The sequence below is a fragment of the Bradyrhizobium barranii subsp. apii genome, assembly GCF_011516635.5.
In the GTDB taxonomy this organism is placed as follows: Bacteria; Pseudomonadota; Alphaproteobacteria; order Rhizobiales; family Xanthobacteraceae; genus Bradyrhizobium; species Bradyrhizobium barranii.
In genome coordinates, this window is the sequence record NZ_CP096255.1 from 8,512,276 (window position 1) to 8,529,796 (window position 17,521).

The window sequence follows — 17,521 nt, forward strand, 5'->3', positions numbered from 1 at the left end:
CTTTTCGGGACTCACCGGATTGTGAGTCGGGTTCCATCACCGCGAGCTGCGACAGAAGATCGCAACGGATCGTTACGAGGGTGTGTACCCATAAAGACGATCAAAGCGTTACTGCGCGTGATCCGAAGCCGACGTCACCCGCGAGAGCAACGCTCGCTCGACTAATGTCGGCCGGCTTCAGCCTCCTGCTCTAACTGCAAGATCCGTGCTCGTAGCGTGTCAAAGGTTTCTTCGGCAGCCTCGCTAAACAGCGGGTCCTCATGATTGATTGAAGCAGAAGCGATCTCGGTCCAATCCTGAGGCTCTAAAGCCTTGAGGGCGGCAGGAAAGAAATCACGATCTTCCATCATGATGTGACGCCGCTCGCTCTCTATGAAATCGCGAACGACCTTGTCCACATTTTGCCGCAGGATTTCACGATCCGCGAGGACGTAATCGACCGCTTGAGCGACGCGGCGCAAACGCTCGGTCCCCTTCTGGTGCTCAAGTGTGAGGTTACCGATCTTTGCAGCCGCAGCGGGATCGCGACGTTTTAGCTTGGCGAAGACCAGCTCCTCAAGAGGATGATGGTACATCTCGGGATAGAGTTCGAAATAGCTGATAACCGCGCGAATAACTTCGTAGTCAGGGCGGTCCCCGCGATCGAAAATTTCCAGCTCGCGCTCGAGGACGGCGAGCAGTGTCTCGATATTGCGATGTTCTCGGGACAAGCGCTCAATGATCATTGCAGCCTCCAATGAAGTCATTGAGAAAAAATTACATTAGCGTGAAAACATCTCAGCGCTTTGCGCTAGATCAAACCCGGGCCGGAAAGGGAAAAGACGTTATGTCATTGACCAGGGGTCAGTGGGTCACAATGGCTTTCCTGAGGCATTCAGATGTGTTGGCGCCGCGCAGCCTCATCACATTCACCCGCCTTTTGGACCCAACCCGGACCTCTGGCGAGGTCCGCTATTGCGCCTATCAGGGGCGCCGCGAACCTCATACCCTTCCCTGATCTTCGGCGCGAAATTGACGTGTACGCGCCCTAACCCGCCTTCATCCGGTAGTGGCTGACACCCCATTCGCTGCCATCGGCGTAGCCGAACAGTCCTGATGTCGCGAGGAAGAACCAGCGCCAGCGTCGTATCCACAAAGCGGTCTCCTCGCCATAGACTTTGCGCAGGGACGCTTCGATCGTGTCGCGATGCGCATCGAAATTGGCGAGCCAGTCGTTCGCGGTGCGCTGATAGTGCGTTCCGCTCCAGCACCATTCCTTCTCGATCCTGAAGACGTCGCCGAATTGCCTGACGAGGTGATGGCTCGGCATCAATCCATCCATGAAGACATGCTGCGCGATCCAGTCCTCGCGATTGGCGCGGTCGAACAGATGAGAGCCGGAGCGATGGGTGACGATGTGCGTGAAGAAGCGCCCGTCAGGCGCGAGCCAGGACCGTACGCGCGTCATCAGCTTGCGCCAGTTCATCATCTGCTCGAACATCTCGACCGAGACGATGCGGTCGAACTGCCCATCGGGCGCGAACACGTTCATGTCCGCGGCGACCACGCGCAGGTTCAACAGCCCGCGCAGCCGCGCCTGCTCCTCGACATAGGCGCGCTGGGCCTGCGAGCTCGACACCGCCGTCACCTTCGCGTGCGGGAACCGCCGCGCCATCCACAGCGACAGCGAGCCCCAGCCGCAGCCGAGCTCGAGGATGGTCTGGCCGTCGGCGAGACCGGCGTGCTCGACGGTCTGGCGCAGCGCCTCCTCCTCCGCCTCCTGCAACGTGCTCGCATCGGACTTGTAGAAGCAGGACGAGTATTTGCGGTTGGGGCCGAGCACCTCGGCAAAGAACGCCGCGGGCACCTCGTCATGCCCGGCATTGACGGCATCCGCGTCCCCGGCGATCGGCCGCAGGATCATCCGCCCGGCGAAGGCGGCATCGTCGGCCGCGCCCAGCGCGGACATGCGCGTCGCCGTGCGCGAGCACAGGCGCTGGATCGCAGCGCGGATCACGACGTCCGGCAGCGGCACGCGTTCGGCAGTCCCGAAGATCGCGGAAACGACGCTCATGCGATCACTCCGTTGATCAGGTCTCGTTGTGGCGGCGGCGGAAGGAACGGGCAGGTTCGGGCGTTGCCACCCGCCCGGCGGGCTCTGAGGTCCAGGCAGGATCGACGGCGCCGCAGATGCTGCCGCGCCACCCGGGCGAGCGCCATCCAGACCGCGAGCAAGAGCGCGATGACGGCCATTCCCCAGGATTCGTCACCATGCAAAAAATCCGACCTAAGCCTGCGGAATGCCGAAGTTTTGCAAATTGCGCCTCTATCAAAGCGCGGTTTCGGCTTTGGGTTCCGAGAGCTCTCCACGAAATCGGCGCATCCGGCGCTTTTTTTGGGCTGCCGCTGTGCCATAGTGCGCCCCGCAAGCAAGTTCGTAACGGATGATACCGGCCATGCCGCCAGGCGCCTCGCCCCGCTCCCCCATCGATATCGAATATACCAAGCTATCCTCACCCAGCGTTTTCCTGGTGCGGATGCTGGTCTTTCTGGTGCTGTGCACCCTGGTCGGCGTGGTGCTCTACAAGCAGATCATCCTGGCCTTCTTCGCCAATCCCGGCCTCAATGCCCTGATCGGCGGCGTGCTGTTCATCGGCATCATCCTGGCCTTCCGCCAGGTCATCCGGCTCTACCCCGAAGTCTCCTGGGTCAACAATTTCCGCATCGCCGATCCCGGCCTGGCGCCGTCCCGGCACCCGAAACTGCTGGCGCCGATGGCCATGATCCTCGGCGGCGAGCGCACCGGGCGGATGACGATCACCCAGACCACCATGCGGCCCTGCTCGATTCGATCGCGACCCGCCTGGACGAGGCCCGGGACATCTCCCGCTACATGACCGGCTTGCTGGTCTTCCTCGGCCTGCTCGGCACCTTCTGGGGCCTGATCGAGACGGTCGGCTCGGTCGGCAAGGTGATCGACGGGCTCAAGGTCGGGGGCGATTCCGGCGCCCTGTTCGACACGCTGAAGGAGGGCCTCGCCGCCCCGCTCGGCGGCATGGGCATCTCGTTCTCGAGCTCGCTGTTCGGCCTCGCCGGCTCGCTGATCCTCGGCTTCCTCGATCTGCAATCGAGCCAGGCCCAGAACCGCTTCTACACCGACCTCGAAGACTGGCTCGCCACCACCGTGCGCGAATATGGCCACGGCGAGGTTGCGGTCGCAGCCGCCGGTGGCGGCGGCGTTGCCAGCGGCGAGCTCCAGGCCGCCGTCGAGCGCTTACGCTCCGTGCTCGAGGAAGGCAGCGCCAGCCGCGGCACCACGGCGGCAATGGCGAGCCTTGCCGAAGCCATCCAGGCGCTGGTCTCGCACATGCGGACCGAGCAGCAGATGATCCGCGAATGGGCCGACGGCCAAGGCGAGCAGAACCGCGAGATCCGCCGCCTGCTGGAGCGCATCGCGCGCCAGCCTGAGAAGGGCTGAGGACACGACGAAGGTTTCGTGCCCCGGACGCGATGCAGCACGAAGTGGTGCATCGCTGAGCCGGGGCCCAGAGCCTTCACCGAGACAAATAGGTCCCGGCTCTGCGCAGCAGCGTTGCACGCTGCAGCGCGTCCGGGACACGAGAGAACGGAGACGACAATGGCTCTAGCCCGCGGCCGCCGCAGCGAAGCCGGCTTCAACTACTGGCCCGGATTCGTCGACGCGCTGTCGACGCTGGTGCTGTCGATCGTGTTCCTGCTGTCGGTGTTCCTGGTCGTGCAGTTCTTCCTGTCGCAGGAGGTCACCGGCAAGGACAAGGCGCTGGAGCAGCTCAACGCCAAGATCGCCCAGCTCAACGAACTCTTGTCGCTGGAGAAGCTCGGCAAGCTCACGCTGGACGACCAGGTCTCGCAATTGAAGGCGGGCCTCGCCTCGGCCGAGACCGAGCGCGATCGCATCAAGGGGCTCTATGACGGCCTCGCCGCTGCCGGCAGCGACGCCCAGGGCAAGACCACCGAGCTCGGCAAGGCGCTGGACTCGGAGAAGGCGGTCTCGGCGCGGGCGCTGGCGCAGATCGAGGTGCTGAACCAGCAGATCAGCGCGCTGCGGCGGCAACTGGCGGCGCTGGAGGAGGCGCTCGACGCCAGCGAGAAGCGCGACAAGGAATCGCAGAACCGCATCGCCGATCTCGGGTCTCGCCTGAATGTTGCCTTGGCGCAGCGCGTGCAGGAATTGTCGCGTTATCGCTCGGAGTTCTTCGGCCGCCTGCGCACCATTCTGGGCAATCGCCCTGACATCCGCATCGTCGGCGACCGCTTCGTGTTCCAGTCCGAAGTGTTCTTCGACACCGGCCAGGCGACACTTCTGCCCGAGGGCCGCGCCGAGCTCGACACATTGGCGACCGCGCTGATCGATCTCGACAAGAAGATCCCGAGCGAAATCCCCTGGGTGCTGCGCGTCGACGGCCACACCGACATACGCCCGGTCAGCGGCGCGAATTTCAAGTCCAACTGGGACCTGTCCGCGGCGCGCTCGATCTCGGTGGTGCAATATCTGATCTCGCTCGGCGTGCCGGCCCAGCGCCTGGTCGCCGCCGGCTTCGGCGAATTCCAGCCGCTCGACGCCGCCAACACGGAAGAGGCCTACAAGCGCAACCGCCGCATCGAGCTGAAGCTGACGGAGCGGTAGTGAGCGCCCTCCACCTCCGCCCCTATCGCCCCGAGGACGAAGCCGCCGCGATCGACCTCTGGCATCGCACCTGGCAGCAGGCCTATCCGCAGATCGATTTCGCCGCGCGGCTGGAGTGGTGGCGCGAGCGCTGGCGCAAGGATCTGGTGCCGAAAGCCTCGATCGTGGTCTCGGAAGCGGACGGCGTTCTGACCGGCTTCGTCACCATCGACGGCGAAGGCTATCTCGACCAGCTCGTGGTCGATCCCGCGCACTGGGGCTCGGATGCGGCCAGGCTGCTGGTGGATGAGGCCAAGCGCCTGTCACCGTCAGGCGTCACGCTGCTCGTCAACAAGGACAATGCCCGCGCCATCCGATTCTACGAGCGCAACGGCTTTGCCCATGCCGGCGACGATTTGAACCCGACCTCGGGACGGCCGGTGCTGAAGATGACATGGCGGGCGTGACGAGGTTTGCTGCCGACCCCTGACACCGTCAGTGAGGCGACAGTCAGGAGCCCCTCACGCGCCCTCGAACTGCAGCCTCGCCAGCCTCGCATAGAGCCCGTTCGCAGCAACGAGCTCGGCGTGCGTGCCCTGCTCGACGATCTTGCCTTGGTCCATCACCAGGATGCGGTCGCAGGACAGCACGGTGGCGAGACGATGGGCGATCACCAGCGTGGTGCGGTGACGCATCAGCTCTTCGAGTGCGGTCTGGACCAGCGTCTCGCTTTCGGCATCGAGCGCGGAGGTCGCTTCATCGAGCAGCAAGAGCGGCGCATCGCGCAGGATGGCGCGGGCGATCGCGATGCGCTGGCGCTGGCCGCCGGAGAGCGTGACGCCGCGCTCGCCGAGCGGGGTCTCGAAACCTTCGGGCAGGCGACGGATGAACTCGGCGGCATGCGCGAGCTCGGCGGCACGCTCGACCTCGGCATCGGTCGCATCGGGCCGGCCGAAGCGGATGTTCTCGCGGGCGCTCGCGGCGAACACGTTGGATTCCTGCGGCACCAGTGCGATGCGCAAGCGGAAATCGCGCGGGTCGGCGGATTTGACCGGCACGCCGTCGAGGGAGATCGCGCCGCCCCGCGGGTCGTAGAAGCGCAGCAGGAGATGGAAGATGGTGCTCTTGCCTGCGCCTGAGGGGCCGACGATCGCGACCTTCTCGCCGGGGCGCACGGTGAACGACACGGCATCGAGCACATTGACGTGCGGCCGCGCCGGATAAGCGAAGCTGACCTGGTCGAAGCCGACCTCGCCGCGCGCCGGCACGGGCAGCGCGCGCGGTGACGCCGGCGCGGTGATCTCGGGCTGCACATGCAGGATCTCGAACAGGCGCTCGGCGGCGCCGGAGGCGGCCGAGACCTCGCCCCAGACCTCGCTGAGCTGGCCGAGGCCGGCCGCGGCAAAGGCCGCATAGAGAACGAACTGGCCGAGCCGGCCCGGCGAGATCGTGCCGATCAGGACGTCATGCGAGCCGATCCAGAGGATCGCGACCACGCTCGCGAACACGATGAAGATGATGATCGCGGTGAGCACGGCGCGGGCCTGCGTGGAGGTGCGCGCGGCTTCATAGGCCTGCTCGACCTCGCCGCCAAAACGCTTCTCGGCTAGCCCTTCGCTGGTATAGGCCTGCACAGTGCGGATGGCGCCGACCAGCTCGCCCGCATAGGCGGAGGCTTCGGCGAGCGTGTCCTGCGCATTGCGCGACAGACGCCGCACCCAGCGCCCGAACGCGACCAGCGGCAGCACGATCAGGGGAATGGCGAGCAGCACGAAGCCGGAGAGGCGCGGGCTGGTGATCACCATCATCGCCGCCGCACCGAAGAACATCATGAGATTGCGCAGCGCGATCGAGACGGAGGCACCGACCGCGGACTTGATCTGGGTGGTGTCGGCCGTGAGCCGAGACACCAGCTCACCGCTGCGCGCGGAATCGAAGAAGGCCGGCGAGAGCGAGAGCAGATGCGCGAAGACGTCGCGCCGGAGGTCGGCGACGATGCGCTCGCCGATCGTCATCACGAGGTAGTATCGCGAGGCGCTGGCAAGCGCGAGCACGGCGACGACCGCGATCATCACCGAGAAGTAGCTGTTGATCAGTGCGATGCCTTCCGGCGTCAGGCCGAAATCGATCATCCGCCTCACGGCGATGGGCACCAGCAGCGTGGTCAGCGCCGCGACCGTGAGCGCGACGAAGGCGAGCGCCGCGCGGCCGCGATAGCGGGCCACATAGGGCGTGAGCGCCAGCAGCGGCCGCAGCTTGGCGCGGCTCTTCGCCGGCGCCTCGATCAACTCGGCTTCGATCGACGGGACCTCAGGCGCGGCATGCTTGTCGCGGTACTGGTCGTCAAGCCGTTCCACAGCGCTCATGAGATCGGACCCAAGAAGACAGATTAGCTCCACATAGGCCGCTGCGGGGGGAGTGGCAAATCCGGGATGTCCCTTAGGGGACGGCCCGGTTCTCCTTTGCCCACAATGGCTTGTTTTAAAGGGGCCTGTGGGGTATAGACCCCGCCAAATCCGTCATTCGATAGCCACTCAAGACAGGCGCCGGGCGCCGAGGAATTGCCATGAAAGCCGAAATTCATCCGAATTATCATACGATTAAGGTCGTGATGACCGACGGAACCGAGTACCTGACCCGCTCCACCTGGGGCAAGGAAGGCGACACGCTGAACCTCGACATCGACCCGAAGTCGCACCCGGCCTGGACCGGCGGCAACGCCCAGCTGATGGATCGCGGCGGCCGCGTCTCGCGCTTCCAGAAGAAGTTTTCGGGCTTTCTCAAAAAGGATTGATCCCGCCCGCAAGGCTGGACACGAAAAACGCCCCCGGTCAGACCGGGGGCGTTTTTGTTTGTGGCGAGACCAGTAGGGTGGCGAAGCGTGCCCACCATTCCTTCTACGATCCGGAAAGCAAAATGGTGGGCACGGCGCTTTGCGCCTTTGCCCACCCTACGAGACCTGTGACTACGGCACCTGGGTGCTTACCGCTCGAACGCGGCCTTCAGCGCGTTGAGCTGCGGCACCAGCGGGTTGCCGATCGCCACGTATTCGACCGGCGGGGTGTGGATGGTGGTGTCGAGGCGGCGCACGCGGGTCTGAAGGCTCATCGAGCGGTGGATCAGGTCCTGGAGCTGCGAGGGCAGCTTCTCGACGGTATCGGACGGGCCGGGATCGGCGGCGCTGAGCTTGACCTTGGTCTTCTCGCGATTGGCTTGGCTCAGCGTCATCTCGCCTTCCTTCACCGCGCGGTGCAGCAGCAGCCACGAGGCAAGCTGCATCAGGCGGGTGGTCAGACGCATGCTCTCGGTCGCATAGGTGAGGCTGACGGCGCGATCGAGCGCCTTGGCCTCGGTGCGGCCGGCGCCGTCGAGATAGGCGGCCGTCTCTTCCACCAGGTCCATGCCCTCACGGAACAGGACGCCGAACGCCGCAGAATTGGTGAACCGCTCGCTGAGTTGAACGAGAGCACCTTCGGCTTGCAAACGTTCCATGGTTAACGCCCCTTACGCAACTGTCTGACTGTCCGGCTTTGGCGCCGGCTTATGATGAACAAATCATTGCGCGGGCGGGACGCGGAGTCCAGCGACAAGCGCGGATATGGTTTCCGCGCGTCTTTCCTCGGAATTCAACCGGAACGGGACCCAAAAAGGCAAAAAAAGAGCCGCCGGAGACCGGCGGCTTTGAAAGTTGATAACAGGGAGGCGTCAAACAGAGTGGACAGGAGCCACTCGGTGTCCAAACGAGGACAGCTCCAGTCATAAACCCGAAAGCTTAATTGGGGGTAAACGAGCTAGTTTTTTGAGAGTTCGTTAGCCATGTCGGTCACTGGCCGAGGGGGCGGCGGAACAAACTCTCCACTCGTCATTCCGGGGCGCCACGAAGTCGCGAGCTTTGATGCGCAATTGCGCATCTGAGAATCCATAGCCACAGGCGAATGCGGTGGCCCGGCTCAGTCTGCCCGTTTCAACTGCCCGTGATTATGGATTCCGGGCTCGGCGCTGCCCGCCGCCCCGGAATGACGACGCGAGATAGTTTTGCGCGAAGCATGGGTCCCGGCTCTGCGGAGCAGCGACGCGCTGCACCGCGTCCGGGACACGAGAGGTGAGCGCCGGGCCCTACTTCTTGAAAAAACTATCCGCCGCATCGCGCGAGGCGCGCTTCTTGGTGGCAGCTTCCTCGAGCCTTGCGATCTCGGTGTTGAGCAGCACCACGCGCTCGGTCAGTTCCTCCACTGACAGGAGTGAGAGATCCTGTCCGATTTCATGGCTGACCTTCTTGCGCGGCTTGTCGTCGTCCTCGATGGCCATGTGTCCTCCCGGGCAGTCCTGTCCTGAACGACGCCGATCTGGCGCTTTCCGAGCCGAAATGGTATCGCTTCTGCACAAGGAGAATTTGCAGTGACTTTCGCGAGCGCGCAACACCTGACGCGAATGCCCCGGCCCGACCGCAAGGAGGTTGACCGGACGGGATAAGCGCGCGTCCACGCGCGTGAGGCATGAGCCGACCCCAAGCCCTTCCGATCATGCGGGAGGGCTTTTGATTTTTCGTCGGTCGGCATCACCAAACGCGAAAGACCGCAGTCATGACCAAAATTCTCATCACCAGCGCCCTTCCCTACGTGAACGGCGTCAAGCATCTCGGCAATCTCATAGGCTCGCTCCTCCCTGCCGATGTCCATGCCCGCTTCAGGCGGCAGATCGGCGACGACGTGCTCTTCATCTGCGCCACCGACGAGCACGGCACGCCGGCCGAGCTCGGCGCCGTTCGCGCCGGACAAGATGTCCGCACTTTCTGCGACGCGCAGCACGCAATCCAGGCCGACATCTACCGCCGGTTCGGCCTTTCCTTCGACCATTTCGGGCGAACCAGCTCGCCACAGAACAGCGCTCTGACGCAGCACTTCTATCGCAGGCTCGACGATGCCGGACTGATCGAGGAACGTAAGCTGCCGCAGGTCTGGTCACCCACGGACGGCCGCTTCCTGCCGGACCGCTACGTGCTCGGCACCTGCCCGCATTGTGGCGACCCGTCCGCGCGCGGTGATCAATGTGACCAATGTGGCGCGCTGCTCGATCCGCCCGAACTGATCGACCCGCGATCTGCGCTGTCGGGCGACCGGGCGCTGGAGGTCCGCGAAAGCCGCCATCTGTTCCTGCGCCAGTCGCAGCTTGTGTCCGCGTTGAGTGCCTGGATCGACAGCCGCTCAGGCTGGCCCTCCTTCGTGGTATCGACCGCGAAAGGCTGGCTGACAGCCGATCTGCGCGATCGCTGCATCACGCGCGATCTGGCCTGGGGCATCCCGGTTCCGCGACAGGGATTCGCCGACAAGGTCTTCTATGTCTGGTTCGACGCGCCGATCGGTTACATCGCCGCCACCCAGGAATGGGCCGTCGCCGCGCCGGGCCGCGACTGGCGAAAATGGTGGTGGCAGGCCGATGACGTCCGCTACGTCCAGTTCCTCGGCAAGGACAACATCCCATTCCACACCGTGAGCTTCCCGGCGACGCTGATCGGCTCGAACGAGCCCTGGAAGAGCGTGGACGTGATCAAGGGATTCCACTGGCTCAATTACGAGGGCGGCAAGTTCTCGACCAGCCGCAATCGGGGCATCTTTACCGACCAGGCCCTGGAGGAATTGCCCGCCGATCTCTGGCGCTGGTGGCTGGTCGCCAACGCGCCCGAGAGCGCCGACACCGATTTCAACGTTGCCAGGTTCGTCACCGACGTGAACAAGGATCTCGCCGACATCTTCGGCAACCTCGTCAATCGCATTGTGAGCTTCGCCCATCGGGCCTTCGACGGCCGGATTCCGGAAGGCGGCGCTCCTGACGAGGCCGAGCACCTACTCGCACGGGAACTGGAGCAGCGTATCGCGACGCTGCGACGCCATCACGAGGCGCTCGAGTTTCGTGCCGCGGCCGCCGCAACGCGTGCGATCTGGGATGTGGCGAACGCTTACCTGCAGCATGCCGCGCCGTGGACGGCCATCAAGTCCGATCGGCTTCGCGCGGCGATCGTGACGCGAACCGCCCTCAATCTGGTCCGCACCTGCGCCGTGCTGGCGTGGAGTATCGTACCCAGCCTGTCGGAAAATGTGCTGCACGCCCTCGGTGGCGAAGATGCCGCGCCACGCTGGCGCGGTGGCCCAATCGCGGACCTGCTCGACGGCGGCGCCGGCACAGCGATCGCGCCGATCGGTCCACTGGTCGAAAAAATCTCTCCCGAAAGAGCAAGCCATCTGGCGGCGCGGTTCGGGCCTTAATGTCGTTTCACTTCGGCGGAAAAAGGCGATATGCCATCCGCCGAATTCATTCATCCAAGGACACATCATGGACAAGCTGCCCGCGCAAATGACCGTGGTCGCCATCTCCAAGCCCGGTGGACCGGAGGTGCTGGTGCCGGAACAACGTGACGTTCCGCAGCCCGGTCCCGACGAGATCCTGGTCAAGGTGCAGGCCGCGGGCGTCAACCGGCCCGACGTCGCGCAGCGTTCCGGCGCCTATCCGCCGCCGCCCGGCGCCAGCGACCTGCCGGGGCTCGAGATCGCCGGCGAAGTGGTGGCGGTCGGCAGCAACGCCAAACGGCACAAGATCGGCGACAAGGTGATGTCGCTGGTCGCCGGCGGCGGCTATGCGCAGTACTGCATCGCGCAGGACGCCCAGGCGATGAGCGTGCCGCCGGCACTGTCGATCAAGGAAGCCGGCGCGCTGCCGGAAACCCTGATGACGGTCTGGCACAACGTGTTCGAGCGCGGCGGCCTGAAGGCCGGCGAGACGCTGCTGATCCATGGCGGCTCCTCCGGCATCGGCACCATGGCGATCCAGCTTGCGAAAGCCTTCGGCGCGAAAGTGTTCGTCACCGTGGGATCGCAGGACAAGATCGATGCCTGCCTCAAGCTCGGGGCCGACCGCGCCATCAACTACAAGACCGAGGACTTCGTCGCCGTGGTCAAGGAAGAGACCGACAAAGCCGGCGTCAATCTGATCCTCGACATGGTCGCCGGCGAGTATGTCGACCGCAACTATGATGCCGCGGCGGTCGACGGCCGCATCGTGCAGATCGCAACCCTCAACGGCCCCAAGGTCAGCGTCAACATCGCCAAGGTGATGGTGAAGCGCCTGACCCATACCGGCTCGACCCTGCGCCCCCGTAGTAATGCGGACAAGGCGGCCATGGTGGCCGCAATCGAGGCGAAAGTGATGCCGCTGTTGCGCGAAGGCCGCGTCAAGCCGCTGATGGACAGCAGTTTCCCGCTGGAAAAGGCATCCGATGCGCACCGGCGCATGGAGACCTCGGCACATATTGGCAAAATTGTGTTGGAGGTCTAGGCCAACGGCCCATCAGGCAAGGCGGAAACCCTTTGATTTTCCTCGCTTTCGTGGCATCTATCGCGAGGCGCCGAACCATCTTGTTCCGTTCGGAAAACGCCTTGCACTGACCATCTTGCACTGAAGAGTTTGCGTCGAACGCGGAGAACCGACCTTGCGTCTGATCAGGTGCCTCGCGCCCATAGCGCTGGGCCTCATGATTCTCGTCGCCGCGTCCCCAGCGCGCGCGCTGGATGCCGTCAGCGTCCGCGGCGACGCGCCCGCGATCGACCTCACCGGCGTGCTCGAGCATCAGCGCAGTGACGCCGATCGCATCCAGGTCTCCACTGCGCCCGGCACCGACGGCATCGTCCGCCGCATCGAGGTGCGCGCCCGCGAGGGCGGCCAGAACTGGGTGGTGTTCGCGCTCGCCAACAACACCGACGACCAGCTCGACCGCCTGATCGTCGCCCCGCATTACCGCATCGTCTCGTCGGGCCTGCTGTGGCCCGACCTCGGGCTGTCGCGCATCGCGACCATCACGCCGTCGATCGGCGACCGCCCGGAGCGCCAGGAGAGCGCGACGGCCGACGTGTTCCGCATCACGCTCGATCCCGGCGCCGTCGTCACCTTTGTCGCGGAACTGCGCACCGACAAGCTGCCGCAGCTCTATCTGTGGGAGCCCGAATCCTACAAGGACAAGGTCAATTCCTTCACGCTCTACCAGGGCATCGTGATCGGCATCTCCGGGCTTTTGGCGCTCGTGCTCACCATTCTGTTCGTGGTGAAGGGCAGCATCATGTTCCCGGCCGCCGCGGCGCTGGCCTGGGCGGTGCTGGTCTATATCGGTGTCGATTTCGGCTTCTGGGGCAAGGTGCTCGATATGTCGAACAACGCCGAGCGCATCTGGCGCGCGGCGGGTGAAGCGATATTGGCGGCGACGCTGCTGGTGTTCCTGTTCGCCTATCTCAACCTCAGTCGATGGCACGTGCGCTATTCGCACATTACGGTGCTCTGGCTTGCCTTCCTGGGTTCGCTGGTGGCGCTCGCCTTGTTCGACCCGGCGGTGGCTTCCGGCATCGCCCGCATGTCGCTGGTGCTGATCGCCTTCGCGGGCTTCGCGCTGATCGTCTACCTCTCCACCCACGGCTTCGACCGCGCGGTGCTGCTGATCCCGACCTGGTTCCTGCTGGTGGTCTGGGTGGTCGCGGCCGGCATGACGGTCGCGGGCTCCGTCACCAACGACATCGTCGGCCCGGCTCTGCTCGGCGGCCTCGTGCTGATCGTGATGCTGATCGGCTTTACGGTGATGCAGCACGCCTTTGCCGGCGGCAGCGCCAGCACCGGCGTCGTCTCCGACATCGAGCGGCGCGCGCTGGCGCTGGCCGGCTCCGGCGATCTGATCTGGGACTGGGACGTCTCCGCCGACAAGGTCTTCACCAGCCCCGAGACCGAAGCCCTGCTCGGCCTCAAGCGCGGCACGCTGGAAGGCCCGGCCGCCTCATGGCTTGAGGTGCTGCACCCGCTCGACCAGGACCGGTTCCGCGCCGCGCTCGACAGCGTGCTCGACCAGCGCCGCGGCCGCCTGGTGCAGGACTTCCGGCTGCGCACGCCGGACGGTCATTTCATGTGGTTCGCGCTGAAGGCGCGCCCGGTGGTCGGCTCGGACGGCGAGGTCTCGCGCGTGGTCGGCACGCTCACCGACGTCACCGAGCTGCGCAACGCCGAGGAGCGCCTGCTGCACGATTCCGTGCATGACAACCTCACCGGCCTGCCCAACCGGAAACTGTTCATGGATCGGCTCGGCGCGGTCGCGCATTTCGCCAAGACCATGCCGACGCTGCGGCCGACGCTGATGGTGATCGACCTCGACCGCTTCAAGCAGGTCAACGATTCCGTCGGCATCGCGGTCGGCGACTCGATCCTGCTGACGCTGGCCCGCCGCCTCACCCGCATCCTGAAGCCGCAGGACACGCTGGCGCGGCTTGCCGGCGACCAGTTCGGCCTGATCCTGCTCTCGGAGCAGGACCCGGCCCGCATCACCGCCTTCGCCGAGACCATCCGCAAGACCATCCGCGCCCCGATCGCCTTCAACGACCGCGAGATTTTTCTCACCGCCTCGATCGGGCTCGCGCTCTCCGATCCGCAGACCCAGTTGACGGACGAGATCATCAAGGACGCCGAGCTTGCGATGTATCATTCCAAGCGCATCGGCGGCGACCGCATCGACGTCTACAAGCCGGCGATGCGCGCGCGAAAGACCGACCGCCTGACGCTGGAGAGCGAGTTGCGCCGCGCCATCGAGCGGCAGGAGCTCACGATCCTGTACCAGCCGATCGTACGGCTGGAGGATCGTTCGATCGCCGGCTTCGAGGCGCTGGTGCGCTGGGATCATCCGAAGCTCGGACGCATGGCTCCGTCGGAATTCATCAGCATCGCGGAAGAGACCGGCCTGATCGTCGACCTCGGCATGTTCGTGCTCGACCAGACCGCAAAGCAGCTTTCGGTGTGGCAGCGCGCGATGCGCTCGCGCGAGCCGATCTTCGCCTCCGTCAACGTCTCCTCGCGGCAATTGCTGCGCCACGATCTGATCCACGACATTCGTACCGTGCTGTCGCGCTCCTCGGTGGCGCGCGGCACGCTGAAGCTGGAATTGACGGAATCGCTGGTGATGGAGAACCCGGAGCACGCAGCCCAGATGCTGACGCGCATCCGCGAGCTCGGCACCGGGCTGTCGCTCGACGATTTCGGCACCGGCCATTCGTCGCTGGCCTATCTGCAGCGCTTCCCGTTCGACACCATCAAGATCGACCAGTCCTTCGTGCGCACCACCAACCGCGGCACCCGTCCGGTGATCCTGAAGTCGATCATCGCGCTCGCGCATGATCTCGGCATGGACGTGGTCGCGGAAGGCGCCGAGACAGACTCCGACGCGGTCGAGCTCTACCAGATGGGCTGCGAATACGCGCAGGGCTTCGCCTTCGGCGAGCCCATGGACGCGGACGCGGCGATGCGTCTGCTCACGGAAGTGCGGCTGGAAGCGGCGAGCTAGAGCGTTTTCCGATCACGTTGCGTCGTAACCAGCCGCGACGAGATAATTTTGACATTCCTCGGGTGAGAAGCGTTTGAGAGCGTTGGCGATTGCTTGCCAGAGATCGGGCATGGTGCGGGCTGCGGCGGTCCGCAACAGCGCTTTCAGTTTGGAGAAGGCCATTTCAATCGGGTTGAAGTCTGGACTGTAGGGCGGAAGATAGAGCAGGCTAGCTCCGACCGCCTGGATGGCCTCTCGAACGCCATGGACCTTGTGAGCGGGCAAGTTGTCCATGATAACGGTATCGCCCGGCCGCAGCGATGGGGCGAGCAATTGCTCGACGTAGGCCAGGAAAGCGTCGCCATCCATTGGACCGTCCAGAACAAGCGGCGCGATCAGACCGTCGGAGCGCAATCCAGCGGTGAACGTCGTCGTCTTCCAATGTCCGTGTGGGATAGCTGCACGACATCGCTCGCCGCGTGGCGAGCGCCCGTAACGCCGCGCCATTTTGGTGTTGGCGCTGGTTTCGTCGATGAAGACGAGACGCTCAGGGTCAAGGTCGATTTGCCCTTCGAACCACTCCTCACGTGCGGCATTTATATCGCCGCGCCGTTGCTCGGCGGCGTGCGCTGTCTTTTTTTAAGTGTGATCTTTCTGCGCTGGAAAAAACGCCAGAGCGACGCGATGCCAGTCGATATTCCACGACGTTTCAACAGTTCTCGCAACTCGGCAAGCGTGATATCCGGCCTCGCTGTCACCGCCTCCAGAATCAATTGCGAATGCGCTTCGATGCGCTGCGATTTGCGGTCACCGCCCTGGCGTTTAGGAACGATGTCGCCAACTTTCTTGAGGCGACCGCGCCAGCGGATTGCACTGGCCGCGCTGACACCAAAGCGCTCAGCAGCCTGTCGACAGGACATGCCACCGTCAATCGCGGCTACCACCCTTTGGCGAAGATCAACCGAAAGCGCCCTGGCCATACATGCTGGCCTCCCTCGCCAGCATGCAGCTTGAATCTGACTCGCGCCGTTTTGGGAATCTGGAGGGTTCTGTGAGGTCGCGCTCACGCGAGGGCGCGGCAGGCGCTTATGACGCGACCTCATTGAAGCCGGATTGAACGAAGGCGCGGGAGGCTATTCGCGGTTTTGCAGCTATGGGGATTGTTCGAGATCGCCATGCCCGATCTGCTGGCTCGGCGCGTGAGGCAGAGACACAGGAGTGCGCATCCTGGAAGAGTTGAGATCAGACGCGCTTCGCCTGAGATCGCGATAGGCCTTTTGCTGCATCGGACGGTTGTTGTCGCGCAGTGTGACAGCACGGATTCGACATCGTCCGCGATGATCGAGACGCTGGGAGCGAAATGACGAATGATGATCGTCGTGCACGACATGACTTGGCTCACGATGTGTCGCATCGGAACGGTGATGTTCGAGGGCTGGGGCGTCTGAAGCTATGTCGAAAGCGCTCAATGATGCGCATGACGCCACCACAATCGGGACAGGCAGGAACCTCGGCCCAGGTTTGAGCCTCCGAATCCACAGGCGACGGCTGGCCATCGTTTGGGGCTGTTCGCTCATGATCGAGAAGTTCGCGGCAAAGGGCGAGCTTGGCAGCGCGATGGCGGTTGGCCATGAAGCCGAAGTGGCGGATGCGGTGGAAGCCGTCAGGCGGCGTATGAAGCAGGAATGCATATTTCAGTGATCGTGAGCAGCGATTTCGCGCGATCATGAGCGCCGAATTCAGACGATCGTGAGCAGCCTCGCTCCGGCCGAGGCGGTGATAGGGTCAGCGTTCTGGCTGCTCGTCAAGGGTGATGGTTTTGGCGTTGCGTTTTCGCATGCTTTCGCCAGCAAGCTGGAGGCGGTGAGCGTTGTGGACGAGGCGATCCAGAATCGCGTCGCCTAGCGTGGGATCTCCGATAACTTCGTGCCATGTGTCCACAGGGAGTTGGCTGGTTACGATGGTGGAGGAGCGGCCATGGCGATCGTCAAGGATTTCCAGTAGATCGCGCCGCTCGGCAGCGGTGAGCACCGACAATCCCCAATCATCCAAAATCAGAACCTGGGCGCGGCCAAGGGTTTTGAGCAAGCGGGCATAACGTCCATCGCCCCGCGCGAGCCCCAACGCTTCGAACAATCTTGGGACGCGGTGATAGAGGACCGAGCGATTATCTCGGCAGGCCTTGTGGCCGAGGGCACAGGCTAACCAACTTTTGCCCAATCCGGTCGCCCCGGTTATGAGCAAATTCTCGTGGCGATCGATCCAGTCGCCGCTGGCGAGCTTGGCGAAGACGGCCCGGTCGATACCCCGCGGCGTGCGCAAATCGACGTCCTCCACGCAGGCATTCTGGCGGAGCGAGGCCAGCTTGAGGCGCGTGGTGAGCCGCCTGGTGTCGCGTTCCGCCGCTTCCCGGTCGACCAGCAGGCCGATGCGATCTTCGAACGGCAAGGCTTCGAGATCAGGCGATCGTCGCTGCTCCTCGAAGGCCTTGGCCATGCCGCTCAAGCCGAGCTCGATCAGGCGTTCGTGGGTGGGATGGTTGAGCATACAGGTCTCCT

At 64.2% G+C, this 17,521-nt stretch carries 14 protein-coding genes and 2 pseudogenes; 7 read left to right on the forward strand and 9 right to left on the reverse strand.

All coding sequences use genetic code 11. The features are described from left to right. Positions 1 to 161: 161 nt before the first annotated feature. From HAP41_RS40820 to HAP41_RS40830, 3 genes are all read right to left on the reverse strand, one after another. A complete protein-coding gene (locus tag HAP41_RS40820; protein WP_063981018.1) occupies positions 162 to 725 on the reverse strand; it encodes a hemerythrin domain-containing protein in 564 nt (187 codons plus the stop codon). A 302-nt stretch (positions 726 to 1,027) separates the two neighbouring features. Further along, positions 1,028 to 2,053 carry an SAM-dependent methyltransferase gene (locus HAP41_RS40825; protein ID WP_166079553.1) on the reverse strand — a complete coding sequence of 342 codons (1,026 nt, stop codon included), beginning with the start codon at positions 2,051 to 2,053 and terminating at the stop codon, positions 1,028 to 1,030. Then, entirely contained in the window at positions 2,050 to 2,232 is a 183-nt protein-coding gene (locus tag HAP41_RS40830) for a hypothetical protein (protein WP_166079498.1), read from the reverse strand. Before HAP41_RS40830 ends, HAP41_RS40825 begins: the two co-directional genes overlap by 4 nt. Before the next feature lie 203 nt (positions 2,233 to 2,435). On the opposite strand from HAP41_RS40830, the pseudogene HAP41_RS40835 reads away from it, so the two are divergent. The 3 genes and pseudogenes from HAP41_RS40835 (at position 2,436) to HAP41_RS40845 (ending at position 5,091) form a co-directional block, all read left to right on the forward strand. Beyond that, positions 2,436 to 3,457 (forward strand): annotated as a pseudogene (locus HAP41_RS40835) (flagellar motor protein MotA). 159 nt (positions 3,458 to 3,616) lie between these two features. Beyond that, on the forward strand, positions 3,617 to 4,645 hold the full coding sequence (locus HAP41_RS40840) for a peptidoglycan -binding protein (RefSeq protein ID WP_166079474.1): 1,029 nt from the start codon (positions 3,617 to 3,619) through the stop codon (positions 4,643 to 4,645). Continuing rightward, positions 4,645 to 5,091 carry a GNAT family N-acetyltransferase gene (locus HAP41_RS40845; protein WP_166079458.1) on the forward strand — a complete coding sequence of 149 codons (447 nt, stop codon included), beginning with the start codon at positions 4,645 to 4,647 and terminating at the stop codon, positions 5,089 to 5,091. The genes HAP41_RS40840 and HAP41_RS40845 overlap by 1 nt, the downstream gene beginning before the upstream one ends. A gap of 54 nt (positions 5,092 to 5,145) precedes the next feature. Here the strand turns inward: HAP41_RS40845 and HAP41_RS40850 are convergent, their stop codons facing one another. Then, positions 5,146 to 6,990 (reverse strand): ABC transporter ATP-binding protein/permease, encoded by a 1,845-nt coding sequence (locus HAP41_RS40850; RefSeq protein ID WP_166079439.1) that lies wholly within the window; start codon positions 6,988 to 6,990, stop codon positions 5,146 to 5,148. A gap of 200 nt (positions 6,991 to 7,190) precedes the next feature. Here HAP41_RS40850 and rpmE point away from each other — a divergent pair, with 200 nt between their 5' ends. Continuing rightward, entirely contained in the window at positions 7,191 to 7,418 is a 228-nt protein-coding gene (rpmE, locus tag HAP41_RS40855) for a 50S ribosomal protein L31 (protein WP_007599895.1), read from the forward strand. A 188-nt stretch (positions 7,419 to 7,606) separates the two neighbouring features. Here rpmE and rcdA read toward each other — a convergent pair whose 3' ends face one another. Beyond that, positions 7,607 to 8,116 carry a protease adaptor protein RcdA gene (gene rcdA / locus HAP41_RS40860; protein WP_028148425.1) on the reverse strand — a complete coding sequence of 170 codons (510 nt, stop codon included), beginning with the start codon at positions 8,114 to 8,116 and terminating at the stop codon, positions 7,607 to 7,609. Positions 8,117 to 8,740: 624 nt separating this feature from the next. Then, on the reverse strand, positions 8,741 to 8,932 hold the full coding sequence (locus HAP41_RS40865) for a DUF1192 domain-containing protein (RefSeq protein WP_166079435.1): 192 nt from the start codon (positions 8,930 to 8,932) through the stop codon (positions 8,741 to 8,743). Positions 8,933 to 9,207: 275 nt separating this feature from the next. Here HAP41_RS40865 and metG point away from each other — a divergent pair, with 275 nt between their 5' ends. The 3 genes from metG (at position 9,208) to HAP41_RS40880 (ending at position 14,984) form a co-directional block, all read left to right on the forward strand. Next, positions 9,208 to 10,887, forward strand: a complete 1,680-nt coding sequence (gene metG / locus HAP41_RS40870; RefSeq protein ID WP_166079426.1) for a methionine--tRNA ligase — start codon at positions 9,208 to 9,210, stop codon at positions 10,885 to 10,887. 67 nt (positions 10,888 to 10,954) lie between these two features. Next, a complete protein-coding gene (locus HAP41_RS40875) occupies positions 10,955 to 11,953 on the forward strand; it encodes an NAD(P)H-quinone oxidoreductase (RefSeq protein WP_166079405.1) in 999 nt (332 codons plus the stop codon). A gap of 154 nt (positions 11,954 to 12,107) precedes the next feature. Further along, complete coding sequence (locus HAP41_RS40880) at positions 12,108 to 14,984, forward strand: EAL domain-containing protein (RefSeq protein ID WP_166079403.1); 2,877 nt, start codon at positions 12,108 to 12,110, stop codon at positions 14,982 to 14,984. A gap of 12 nt (positions 14,985 to 14,996) precedes the next feature. Here HAP41_RS40880 and HAP41_RS40885 read toward each other — a convergent pair. The 3 genes and pseudogenes from HAP41_RS40885 to istB all read right to left on the reverse strand — a co-directional run bounded on the left by HAP41_RS40885 (position 14,997) and on the right by istB (position 17,510). Beyond that, positions 14,997 to 15,943 (reverse strand): IS630 family transposase gene (locus HAP41_RS40885; protein WP_166063836.1). Its coding sequence is split into 2 segments (ribosomal slippage): positions 14,997 to 15,604 and positions 15,604 to 15,943, totalling 948 coding nucleotides; the frame shifts between segments, so codons are not numbered across the junction. 418 nt (positions 15,944 to 16,361) lie between these two features. Next, positions 16,362 to 16,649: pseudogene (locus HAP41_RS50975) on the reverse strand (transposase); the annotation flags it as partial. A gap of 99 nt (positions 16,650 to 16,748) precedes the next feature. Then, entirely contained in the window at positions 16,749 to 17,510 is a 762-nt protein-coding gene (istB, locus tag HAP41_RS40895; RefSeq protein ID WP_166063422.1) for an IS21-like element helper ATPase IstB, read from the reverse strand. Positions 17,511 to 17,521 lie beyond the last annotated feature (11 nt).